This is a genomic window from Westiellopsis prolifica IICB1 (genome assembly GCF_004323185.1).
GTDB classification, from domain to species: domain Bacteria; phylum Cyanobacteriota; class Cyanobacteriia; order Cyanobacteriales; family Nostocaceae; genus Pelatocladus; species Pelatocladus prolificus_A.
On record NZ_NAPS01000002.1, the window covers coordinates 334882 to 347734 of the forward strand.

Sequence of the window (12853 nt, forward strand, 5' to 3'; positions counted from 1 at the left end):
TATTTTTCCTCCCCAGACATCGAACCAATGCCAAAAGGCAGACTTACAGATATAGTTTTTAATACAACGCGATCGCGCATAAGTATAACCTTAATGACTACTGACTACCTTTACTATTACCCAACTTTATATCCTGGTGTCTTGCTCAGACGCTATAAACGCTTTTTTGCTGATGTTGAACTTGCTTCGGGGGAGGTAGTTACAGCACATTGTCCCAATACAGGGCCAATGACAGGAGTTTGCATCCCTGGTAATCCAGTGCAGCTTTCTAAAAGTGATAATCCTAAGCGCAAATTAGCTTACACTTGGGAATTAATTCAAGTGCATGATAATGAACCAACTTGGGTAGGCGTCAATACAGGTTTGCCAAATCGCATCATTAAATTAGCATTAGAAAAAAATCTTTTTCCCGAATTAGGTAAATATCATCAAATTCGTGGTGAAGTTGTCTACGGACAAGATAAAAAAAGTCGAGTCGATTTTTTTATCTCAGCAACTGCAACATTAGAACAACAATCAAATTTACTATCAAAGCAAATAGATAATAACCCAATATTATCTCAAACAGCACCACAAGAAAACAATACATTACTATTAGCTGATCATGGTCGTCCGATTTATTTAGAAGTCAAAAACACTACTTGGACGCAAGGCAGATTAGCCCTATTTCCCGACACAGAAACAACACGAGGACAAAAACACCTGCGAGAATTAATGGCACTCCTTCCCCAAAGTCGAGCAGTTATGCTTTATTTTATTAATCGGGGAGATTGCGAAGAATTTGCCCCTGGTGATAGCGCCGATCCTGTATATGGAAAATTGTTACGGCAAGCAATATCTTTAGGTTTAGAAGTTCTTCCCTGTTGTTTTGAAATCTCACCAATAGGAATCCGTTATTTAGGTTTAGCAAAACTTAAAATTTGAAACTTTAACAGATAAAAAGATTCCCGACTTATTCTCTGAAGTCGTGAATCTGGATTTTTCAATTTTCACACATCAGATTAAACATCAATATTAATGGTTATAAAACAAACTTTATTCTGGGGTTGCTGGTTTGCTTCACTTGCTACTACCGCCCTGCTATTTTTCTGGTCATTACCGCTATCTCCATTTAAACATCCTGGGATTAATGCCAATGAAGCAGTGATTATCTTTTTTCCCGTCATGGCTCTACGTTGGCTGACTCTCGCCACTACCCTTGTTTTAGTCGTGATTGCTTGGGGACGACGCCTGAATTTAGCAACGCACTGGATTGTGATTCTGACTATCGTCGTATTAGCCCTTCACTTCCTACTTGGGGTAATTAATATTGGTGTAATGAATACTTGGCTTTCTGTCGAACCTATCAAGACACGGGCTACTAACGCAATTTACGCAGCAATTTATTTTGGACTACCTATATTTTGGCTGTTACTTACAGCACCAATAATGCTTTTTGCTAGCCGTTTTCGCAGTTAACCATTGATATCAGGTTCGGATAATTAGTTATACTTACCACAGTAATTGCACCCCACTCCTTAATTCCCTAAGCGCACGCGCTTAGGGGCAGTTTTGGTGTTAGACAAAACCGGCGTGGGGTTCAAAGGGAATTATAAGTAATCAAGCGAACCTGATATGATTATCAATATAAATCTGGGGACTCCGCCTTCCCAATTTTCCAAATTGGCTTTACAGAATTCCTACTGAAGCATTAATATCACGGACGTACTTATGGACGATCAGTTTCTATAATTAATAAGACGAACGGGAGAAATCCACAGAGGCAATAAATGAAATTCAAAAATTTGTCACTCATAGCCGCAGCCGTTGCCCTCAGTTTTACAGCTATGCCACAGCGCTCTGTGCAAGCAGAAAGCGCTCCAAAGGTTTCCTTACAGCTTGCACAAGCTAACCAACAACTACAACCACCCCGTATTGAGCTATCACAGCAACAACAACAAAAGATTTCCCAAATTCGTGCTAATGCCCGTACTAGCATTGAGAAAGTTTTGACACAGAAGCAGCGCGATCAAATTAAGGTTGCTATGCAATCAGGTCAGCCTCCTCAACAAGCTTTTGCTGCACTAGATTTTACCCCACAACAAAAAACCCAATTGCAGCAAATTTTGGCATCTTCACAACAGCAGATGGAAGCTGTTCTGACTCCCCAACAAAAGAAACAACTAGACGAATATCGGCAAAATGTAAGACGCCAGCAACAACAGCAACCAAGATAGTAATCTACAAAATAATCTAGTTGTTAACTGTTTTGTCCCATAGCCCGCACAAGCGGGCTATATTTTTGATTGTACAACGATTCAGATGAAATTTTAAGTTCGTAGTAAGGACTTTAGTCCTCAAAATCAGGGCTGGAGCCGCTTACTACAAAGAAAAAATTTTGATTTTTTTGATACTTACATAAGTTTTATGAATTTAATATTACCTAACCAGTTATTATTTCTCTAATGATTATATAAGCTTCATATTAGCCCCTAAATAGGCTGTTAGTATTTAGGTGTAATCAATCCATTTGAACATTGCTGAACAAAAGACTTATGGCAAACATCAAAATCGGTGAATTGCAAATCAACACATTTGAAGAATTGAGTGATGCAGATTTAGTGACTGTAGTAGGCGGTCAAGCAGCTGATTTAGTTGTAGGGCTAGGACGGGAAGTTGGGGATATCAGCCAACTAGCCGGAGAGGAGCTATTTGGCGAATCAGGAGTATTAGATTTGTATGATTTCTTATTCAGACCAGGCTCCTAACTTCTAATCACAGCCGTAGCTATATCTCAAATCACACAAGTTGAAGGCAGAGAGAGGACAAAGCCCTCATACCATTTCACGTTAATCACGATACACATAAATTTTGTACCAGACGCGATATATCGCGTCTGGTACAGGGTCTGTATTTGTATCAGATTTTTTGTGAAATGGTATCACCCCTCTCTCCCAAGTTTGGGAGAGGGGCCGAGGGTGAGGGCTTTTATCACTGTCGAACTCACGTTAAGTTAATCGGCGACCCCCAATTTCCAATCGCACCACAGCATTATAGTCTGGTACACCTTCGCGCGATCGCTTGCTTTTATCTAACAACACATTTCCCTCTGGCCAGTGAATCTGCAAATTACCAGGCTGAATCGGTGCAATATACACTCTTCCCTGAAACTCTCCCAACTGATTTTTCAGCATAACTGCATCCCCATCTTTCAACCCCAACCTATCTGCATCAGCAGCATTCATTAAAACCGCTTCTCGGAATGCACCAGTAATAGCATCTTTGCGTTCCTGTACCATACTATTAAATTGTTTACCCCGGCGAGTTGCAACTAAAAAACAATCTGGTGGTAAAGGTACATTGCTATGCCCTCCTACACTAGGAGACAATGGTGCAAAATGCGCCTTACCATCAACTGTAGGAAAATTCCAGCCAAAGCACAGATGTGAACCACCATACTGAAATTGATCACCTGCTTGCTGTAAATGTTGAATCCCTGCATACTGGGGAATAACTTGAGCAATTTCTTGCCGCATCATCGCTGTATTTTCAAAATGTAGAGACGCGAAATTTTGCACCTCTACAACCCGCCTTGCTAATTCCATAAACACTTCCCACTCCGGACGCGCCTCTTTGATTCTGGGGCCGGGAATTTCTGGGCTGAAAATGACTCGGCGTTCGGTACTAGTCTCTGTCACCCCGAAAGGTATTTCGTAGCGAGTTGTTGCGGGTAGGAGTACTACAGTATCACTCGGTTCTACTAACATTTGACTGGAGAGAACAATATCCATGTGAACTCGCAACGGTACACGCTGAAGCGCCTCTTCCACATAATCAGGTTCTGGTAGCACTTCCAAGAAATTTCCACCGACACAGAACAATACATCTAATTGCCCATTGTATGCAGCATCAATCATTTCTGGGGCAATTAAACCCTTAGTTGTAGGTACTTCAAACCCCCAAAACTGACTTAACTGGGCTGCATTTTCGGGAGTAATCGGTTTACCACCAGGAAACACCGTGGCGTAACATCCCATCTCTGCGCCACCCTGCACCCCAGAATGACCGCGAATTGGCATTAAACCGCAGCCTTCACGACCAACAAAACCTTTAGTCAGGGCAAGATTAATAATTGCTCTGACATTATCTTCGCCGCATTCATGCTGAGTAACACCCATACTCCAAACAAACACAGCTTTTTGGGCTTCTCCCACCATTTTGGCAAAGGCGTACATCTGTTCGCGAGTACTACCTGAGAGTCTTTCTAATTCTTCCCAAGTTTGATTTTCTAGGCTTGTCTTTAAATCTGCAAAACCACTTGTGTAACGGTCAATAAACGATTCATCTACCCAACCATTGGCAATCATATGCTTGATGGTGCCATTTAAAAATGCCATGTCACCACCCATATTGACCAAAAAGAAATCTTCAGCAAATTTAGTACCAAATAAAGCACTTTCAGGAATAGAGGGAACCCAGTAGCGTTCCATCCCTGGTTCGCGGTAGGTATTAATGATAACAATCTTTGTACCAGCTTTTTTGGCGTAATGCAGATATTTAACCGTGACCGGCTGATTGTTGGCGACATTTGAGCCAATAAAGACTAATAAATCAGTACCTACCCAGTCTTTATAAGAACAAGTCGTTGCCCCCACACCTAAACCTGCTTTCAGTCCGGCGGTACTGGGAGAATGGCAAATACGGGCAGCATTATCAATATTATTTGTTCCCATCGCCCGCACAGCTTTTTGGGTTGCATAATAAGTTTCGTTAACAGTGCCGCGACTGGTAATGTAGAAACTAAGGCGATCTGGTGTTGTGGCACGGATACGAGTAGCAATGACATCTAAAGCTTCCTCCCAGCTAACTCGGCGGAATCCTTTTTCCCCACATCGGCGGAGCATCGGGTATGGGAGGCGTCCTAATTCACGCAATTCAGCACTTTTGTAAGTTTGTAATTGCTCCACATTTGCCAGTATTTGGGGGTCGAAAGCTGGCATGGTATTCATCCGTAATAACCGTAATCTAACGTTACATAAGTGTATTCCTTGTAACGTCCAATCTTTCATGCCGGTTGTCCCTAAAGCGCAACCGTCACAAACTCCCTGATTCAGAATATCCCAAGCATAGGGTAAGCGATCGCGCGACAACCAAATCGCTCGAAATACCTCCCAATAGTTATTCGGATATTGTTCTCCAATACCAAATGGCTTCCAACTAGCCCAGTTTGACGGTGTCCAACGCTTTTTCGGTTTCCGCAACATAACCCTGGATACAGCAATAGTTCACTGCATCGATTGTAGATATTTAAGTGAGTCGGCACAAATGTACCAGACGAGCCATAGCGCGTCTGGTTCTTTCCCTGTTCCCTTTTTTTCGTAACTCCCACTGTGTTTATTAAGACCGACTTACTGTACAGATTGAGTTAAAATATCCCAGTTGACTTTCATGTAACCTGGTTCAATATGAGTAAAATGTGAAGCTAACTGCTGATGGGCTGTAGGTAAAGCGTGAAAGGGGATTGATGGATACAAATGATGCTCTGCATGAAACGGCATATTCCACATTAAAAATCTTACAGGCCAAAGTGTTAGCGTTGTGCGCGTATTGGTAAGTAAATTAGCATCAAGAGAGCATCCTGTATGTTCCGCCAGCAGGATAAAACGTAAAATTGGTTGACCGACTAGAAGCGGCAATAGCCAATATAAAATAAACCAAGGCTGACCTACAATTATACACAGAGCGATCGCACCTGCATAAACAGCTAATTGCCAACGAGTCGAGCGAATCACTTCCCCTTGTGCTGTTTCTGGTATAAATGGACAATCATCAAGTTGACCAATTGCAGCCCGAAAATGCCCGCGTATCTTTCCTAACCACCAAGGTAAACCGCTAATAATTAACAAGTATTTACCTAAATTATTGGGCTTAAGATCACTCAGTTCCGGATCTTTTTCAGGAACACGAGTATAAAGGTGATGCCATTTGTGGTAATGACGATAAAAGGTGCTATTGTAAAATGACAGCACGCCTGTACACCAAGCTACAGTATCATTCAATCTATTGTTAGCAAAGGGTGTTCTGTGGATGCTTTCGTGCATGGGTGCAAACATTGCAGCAATACTAAAGCCATAGATTACCAATGCTGGAATTGCTAGTGACCAATTACCAAAGTTTGTCACCCACACATAGCCACTTAATCCCATTACAGCCAGATGTCCAGCCAGTTGCAGTAGTCCTTGAGCATTAGAGCGATCGCTCAAAGCATTCAATTCTTGTACACTGAGAATTTGACGGGGTTTGTGTTGCGGACTGGTTTTGCTATCTAGTAATTCAGATTGAGTAGTATCGCTAGACATATTTCAAACTCCACATTCCAAATGTGGGTATAACAGCTATACCGTTTCTCTTTAATTTTGCTATACATCTGATATCATGTCCGCTAGAACACTTGTATTATTCGTCAAGGTCGGTATTGAGTAATGGGAAAAACCAATGATATTAAGTTCGGATAATTAGTTATGCTTCCCACAGTCATTGCACCCCACCCCTTAATCCCCTAAGCGCGTGCGGGGAGGCAATACGGTTCGGTTAAGGATTTTTCGTCATAATTTTGGTATGTAGAGACGCGATATATCGCGTCTCTACAGGGTTTAAATGTCAATTGATTTGTCTTATCCGAACCGTATTGCGCGCTTAGGGGAGGTTTTGGCGTTAGACAAAACCGGGGTGGGGTTTAAAGGGAATTATTAAGTAATCAAGCGAACCTAATATCAGCCCAAAATTGATTTTAGGGCGGGATTTTGGTCAAATTAGTTAACTTTAAATTTCGTCACCGCTGCTTGTAGTTCTTGAGAAGTTTGTACAGTTTGTTGCAACGATTGAGAGATTTGGCGTGAGGAGTTACTAGTCATTTCTGACACTTGGGAAATTTCTGTGATTAATCTAGTTACCGCTTGCGATGTTTCGACTTGAGAAACTGTCGCCTGAGAAATTGATTGCACCAGTTCGTCTATTTGGTGAGAAACACTGAGAATTTTGTTGAGCGAAGTTTTAGCATTTTCCACAATGCGAGAGCTTTCCACTACCTGGGTAGTTCCTTGTTCCATCGCTTTGGCAACTTCATTTGTTTCTCGTTGAATGTTCTCTACAATTTGCTTGATTTCTTGAGTAGCGTCAGAGCAACGCGCTGCTAATTCACCAACTTCAGTTGCAACCACGATAAAACCTCGGCTTCCTTCAGTGGCTTTTGAAGCTTCTAGTCCTGCATTCACTGCTAGCAAGTTGGTTTGCACTGCAATATCGTTAATCAAGGAAACTATGCGGGATATTTGTTGTGAAGATTCTCCTAGACGCTTGACTTTTTTGCCTGTATCATCAATTGTAGAGCGTAGGCTAGAGATTTTTTCTACCGTTGCATCCATTGCTGTTTCACCTTCAGTCGCAGTATCGGAGGCTGTATGAGCAACTTCGGCAGCTTTTTGAGCGCTTCGAGCCACATCTACAATTGACAGTGTCATACGCTCCATATTATTGAGGATAAAATTAATTTCAACAGCTTGTTTGATAGCTTCATCGCTAAGTCGGTTAATTGCACGTTCGTTTTTGGCGATCGCTACATTTACTTCAGTTGCATAGGTTTTGACTTTGGCGACAATTTCTCTGAGATTATCAACTACTAAGTTAAAAAACTCAGCCACACTACCAAGTTCCCCTTGTCTAATTTTCGCACGTACTGTCAAATCACCTTTTGATGCACCTTGGATATCTCGCAATAGTTTGAAGATTTGTTCTTGTAATGCTTCTTTTTGTTGATTTTGCTCGATCGCGATCGTTTCTGCATGAGAACGAGATTTTTCTATCTGTGCAATAGTATATGCTTGGTCTAGAGCATAACCAATGGGAATTGCCACCTGCTGAAATAGATTAATTTCTGATTGTAGCCATTTACGGGGAGCAGAACATTGATGAGCAATTAATAAACCGTATAGCTTGTTGTTCAGCAATATTGGCGTGACTAAATTCGCCTTGACTTCAAAAGCTTCTAGTTGAGCAATATGACATTCGGTCAAACCTGCTGCGTATATATCTTCCAGCGCTTGGATACGGCCTTTTTGATATTTGTCAACATATTCTTGAGCAAAACAGGGATCAGCAATTTCTGCACCCAAAGCCCTTGGCCATTCATCACCAACACATTCAGCTACAATTGTTCCTACCCAGTTTTCATCAAAGCGATAAACAATAACTCGATCTGCTTTGATTGCTTCTCGTAAATTTATTACTGCTGCATTCAAAATTTGTGCTGTATTGAGCGAACCACGAAGCCGAAAAGTAATGTTGTTGATTAGCTCCATGAGTCTAGCATAATCTTCTTTTTGAAGAATTTGCTCTGTAAACTTGTCTGCCATAGTGTTAAAACTAATAGCCAATTTACCGATTTCATCATTAGCAAAAATCTCAGCACGCGCAGAGTGATCCCCTGAAGTTAATTTTTTAGCCGTTTGCTCTAGCTTTTTGATTGGTTTAACAATTACTCGTCTAATAATTAGTGTCCAAATCAAAGAGATTGCTAAGGCGACAACAAGAACAATAATTTCTATCCCAAGACTTTGTTCTAACAATTTATTAACAACAGTATCTGGAGTTCCCCGTACTAATATGGCGATCGGCTTTTTGTCGTATACAGATTTTGCACCATTATTTGTTTCTATTATTTTATTTGGTACGGCTTTTGCTACCATTAAGTAAGTTTGTTTACCTAATTTCAAGCGTGTAGTAACTGTTTTTCCTGGAGCTAGGGTTGCTGCATCGAGTAAAGATTTACCTGCTTCGGGTAATGTTACATTCGGTATGCCTTGATTATTCTTCTGAGATTTATCTTGCTCTAAGGCTGTTGCTATAGTAAATTCTCCTGTTGGTTTGCGTATATAAACTGCACTGTAGCCTCCCCCAGTAGCTTCTAATGTTCCCCTCACAATCGCGTCTTTACCATTGACAATATCACCGGAAACTAATGCACCGATCACTGCTTTTGTAATTGGATCTTTAACAGGTGTGACTGTGTAACGAATCAGAGGATCTTGATTAAAAATCTTTGGTAAAGGAGGAGATTCTTTACTCAATTCTGACCAATTGATAATGCTATTAGCTTTGATTTGTTGAGATTTATTAAAAACCTCACTCACTAAGTTATCGGGATTAAATATTTCTCCTTGACGGTCAGCATTTGCATTAGCAATAATCTGCAAATTTTTTCCAACTAATGTGGCGTACTCAATTTTTCTTGCCTTAACTTCATTTGCCAGAATTTGCTTCAATTTTGCCTTTAAATAAGGACTTAAACTTTGATTTGCATTATGAGCGATCGCAGCTTGAATAATTGCCGCATTATCAGATTGTCCACGAAAGCCAAAGCCCATTTGATTGACTTTGGTATTATAAGCCATGTCTGTAATAGCTATTTCTGACTTTGCTTGTTCTAGTGATAGAGCCTGTAAATTAGTAGTAATCAAATATCTTGCAACAAGGCTGATTCCTAGAATAGATACCACTTCCGAAGCTATTAACGCAATTAGCTGTTTGCGGCTAATAGAAAGGTTAGAAAACCATCGCCATATAGAAATTATGACTTTTTTATTTCCAGTGAAATTTGTTTTATTTGTTCTGATATTTTTTTGATAGCTATCATCGTGACCATTAGTTAATGATGGTTTTTTGAAAGCGTATCCCTGAAGCTGATTTTGTTTGTTATTTGATTCATTGATCATAAATTTCGATGCAAATACTCGTCTGGATAAATGAAAAATCAAATTTTTAACCAGTTTTAGTAGCCAAGCTAATAACTGATACAACTGGACGAGCGCACCCAGATAAATTTACTTTCATCTTGCACCAATTGGAATCAGCCGTAAAATCAATTTCAAAGCTCAAACACATTTTTATGGGTTTAAACCTTAGCCCGTCAGATTAAAACCAACTTTAGCTTTCAGCCCAAATTTTAATTTCGGGCTAGGTGCAAGATATTAAGTAAATAAATACAGTGTAATTATTTTTGATAATTAAGAAAAAAAGCCCAAAAACTAAGTTATGAATTAGTCTTTCATAACTTCAAAAAAATCTCAAATTTTTACATGAAATTAACCTGATTTAGACAGATTTCATTAGCTCAAAATACTGCCCTCAAATAAATTTGGGGCTTATAGCTAAAACCCACTTTAAGTGGGTTAAAAGGCTTATTGATTTAGTCTACTGAAAGTAGACTTTGATTATTAGCCACGCAGTTTACTTGCGGGCGACTCAATTATTGAGTCTGATAAATATTCTCAGACTCACGTTAATTTATGACAAGTAACAGTTACTTAGTATTACACCCCTATGAAATACTCTTAGCATTTATTCACATCTTTAATCTTGCTTCTTTCACAGAAAGATTAAAGATGGTTTTTCTTATATTAGGCTGTTTTGTTCTTTGAAGCAAGCTTTTATTCTATTTTTTTTAATTCTATTTAATATCAGCAAATATATTTTTATTTTAAGTTAAAATCTATCCAAAAAAATAAGTTGATATCAGGTTATAAAACAGTTATTTTATCTTTGTAACCTATAAAATATGGCTATTTGATTGATTTTGTTTACCTGAATAACCCCCGAAATCGCAACAGGATATTTGATTCAGAGCATTTATAAATACCTGACTTTGAATCATTGCCAATCCCAGAAACATTAATCAAAAAAGTTGAGGTTTCACTTACTTGTAAATTGTAAAATTATCCTGTGTTTATAAATACAAATTAAATTAAAAATTAAACTATATTTAACCAAATGATAAACATTTTTTTTATCTTTTACTTAGCTGTGATGCCAATACTGCTCGGATAAGACAAATTAATTGACATTTAAATCATGTAGAGACGCGATATATCGCGTCTGGTACAACCCCAAAAATATGACGAAAAATGTGATGCGATCGCCATCTGTCACTTTCCACTACTTCACCATTTCATCAGAACCAGCAGAGGCTAAAATTTTTCTTACTGAACTAGTAGTCTGTCACAGCAACTTTTAAGGGTAAAAAAACGAACCACAGAGACGCAGAGAACGCAGAGGAGGAGAAAAAGAGAGATTCTAAAACTTGGTTTACCAAGCAAAGTTGATGTGACAGAGTACTAAATAGAAAACGGTTTGCATTGCGTTGTCACTTAATTGCGGATTGATTCCCAGGATTTATCTGCTTTCTTGTACCTTGCTCGGAATTATCGGTCAATATAACAAAGCTTTGCTAGCATCATCGTAGTATTAGTGTTGCTAGTATTTAGCAACAATGTCTAAATTATTGCAGGAAAGGCTATGACTACAACGCTAGCAACGCCCAATTCCATTGAATCTGTTCTCGGTGATGAAGCCCAAGACTTACTGAATTATCAAGCTAAAGTTTCCAAAGATTTATTGCATTTACCAGGTCCTGACTTCGTAGATAGAGTCTGGCTGAATAGCGATCGCAATCCCCAAGTTTTGCGTAATCTACAAACGCTATACTCCACTGGTAGACTTGCTTATACTGGCTATCTTTCCATCTTGCCAGTAGACCAAGGGATTGAACATTCAGCAGGTGCATCATTTGCACCCAACCCGATTTACTTCGATCCAGAAAATATTATCAGGTTGGCGATCGCTGCTGGTTGTAATGCTGTAGCTACAACATTAGGAGTGTTGGGTATAGTTTCACGTAAATATGCCCACAAAATCCCCTTCATTGTCAAACTCAATCACAACGAACTCCTGACTTATCCCAATCAATTTGACCAAATTATGTTCGCTTCTGTCGAACAAGCATGGAATTTGGGTGCTGTCGCAGTGGGAGCGACAATTTATTTTGGTTCGGAAAACTCTACCAGACAAATTCAAGAAGTCAGCCAAGCTTTTAAACGCGCTCATGAATTGGGAATGGTGACAATTCTCTGGTGCTATTTGCGTAATAATGCATTTAAAGAAGATCAAGATTATCACCTTGCTGCTGACTTGACAGGACAAGCCAACCACATAGGCGTAACCATAGAAGCTGACATCATTAAACAAAAGCTACCAGAAAATAATAATGGTTACACAGCAGTCGCCCAAGCAACAGGTAAGAGTTACGGTAAAACCGACAAACGGGTTTACACAGACTTAACAACAGATCATCCCATTGATTTAACTCGTTACCAAGTCTTGAATTGTTACTGCGGACGCGCTGGTTTAATCAATTCTGGTGGCGCATCGGGGAAAAATGACTTTGCAGAAGCAATCCGCACCGCAGTTATTAACAAACGTGCTGGCGGTACAGGCTTAATTTCTGGACGCAAAACATTCCAACGTCCCTTCGAGGAAGGTGTGCAATTATTCCACGCCATTCAAGACGTTTATTTATCCAAAGAAGTGACAATTGCTTGAATTGGGGATTGGGGAGACGCGCAGAGTAGGGACACGGAGAACAAGAGACACGGGGTAGATTTTTGATAGATTTACCACGTCATGGCGTTTCCCCCTCTCCCTTGTCTTCTTTTAATCCCCAATCCCGACAATACATTTCGGTGTCATTTGTCATTTGTCGTTTGTTATTGGTAAGGGTGTAATATAGTTCTGTTTATTCCCACCGACTTACTTAAATCAGGTTTGAAACTCCTGAATCAGGTTTGAAACTCCTAAATCAGGTTTGAAACTCCTAAATCAGGTTTGAAACTCCTAAATCAGGTTTGAAACTTCTAAATCAGGTTTGAAACTTCTAAATCAGGTTTTAAAGTTTTAAATCAGGTTTACAAGTCATAAATCAGATTTTTAAGTCATAAATCTGATTTTAAAGTTATAAATCTCTTATTTTCATACAATAAGGGAA

At 39.6% G+C, this 12853-nt stretch carries 8 protein-coding genes; 5 read left to right on the plus strand and 3 right to left on the minus strand.

Annotation, left to right across the window (positions count from 1 at the left end; translation table 11 throughout):
* Positions 1-93 precede the first annotated feature (93 nt).
* The 4 genes from sfsA (at position 94) to B4U84_RS15700 (ending at position 2747) form a co-directional block, all read left to right on the plus strand.
* Positions 94-924 carry a DNA/RNA nuclease SfsA gene (gene sfsA / locus B4U84_RS15685; RefSeq protein ID WP_131120987.1) on the plus strand — a complete coding sequence of 277 codons (831 nt, stop codon included), beginning with the start codon at positions 94-96 and terminating at the stop codon, positions 922-924.
* 93 nt (positions 925-1017) lie between these two features.
* Positions 1018-1458: a hypothetical protein gene (locus B4U84_RS15690; protein WP_131119310.1), complete on the plus strand. Its 441-nt coding sequence runs from the start codon at positions 1018-1020 to the stop codon at positions 1456-1458.
* A 311-nt stretch (positions 1459-1769) separates the two neighbouring features.
* Positions 1770-2216 (plus strand): hypothetical protein, encoded by a 447-nt coding sequence (locus B4U84_RS15695; protein ID WP_131119312.1) that lies wholly within the window; start codon positions 1770-1772, stop codon positions 2214-2216.
* A 318-nt stretch (positions 2217-2534) separates the two neighbouring features.
* Positions 2535-2747, plus strand: a complete 213-nt coding sequence (locus B4U84_RS15700) for a hypothetical protein (RefSeq protein WP_017310004.1) — start codon at positions 2535-2537, stop codon at positions 2745-2747.
* Positions 2748-2987: 240 nt separating this feature from the next.
* Here the strand turns inward: B4U84_RS15700 and B4U84_RS15705 are convergent, their stop codons facing one another.
* The 3 genes from B4U84_RS15705 to B4U84_RS15715 all read right to left on the minus strand — a co-directional run bounded on the left by B4U84_RS15705 (position 2988) and on the right by B4U84_RS15715 (position 9749).
* On the minus strand, positions 2988-5243 hold the full coding sequence (locus B4U84_RS15705) for an FdhF/YdeP family oxidoreductase (RefSeq protein ID WP_131119313.1): 2256 nt from the start codon (positions 5241-5243) through the stop codon (positions 2988-2990).
* Positions 5244-5387: 144 nt separating this feature from the next.
* Positions 5388-6338: a fatty acid desaturase family protein gene (locus tag B4U84_RS15710; RefSeq protein ID WP_131119315.1), complete on the minus strand. Its 951-nt coding sequence runs from the start codon at positions 6336-6338 to the stop codon at positions 5388-5390.
* 453 nt (positions 6339-6791) lie between these two features.
* Positions 6792-9749: a methyl-accepting chemotaxis protein gene (locus B4U84_RS15715; RefSeq protein ID WP_131119317.1), complete on the minus strand. Its 2958-nt coding sequence runs from the start codon at positions 9747-9749 to the stop codon at positions 6792-6794.
* Positions 9750-11328: 1579 nt separating this feature from the next.
* Here B4U84_RS15715 and B4U84_RS15720 point away from each other — a divergent pair.
* Positions 11329-12411 (plus strand): class I fructose-bisphosphate aldolase, encoded by a 1083-nt coding sequence (locus B4U84_RS15720; protein WP_131119319.1) that lies wholly within the window; start codon positions 11329-11331, stop codon positions 12409-12411.
* Positions 12412-12853 lie beyond the last annotated feature (442 nt).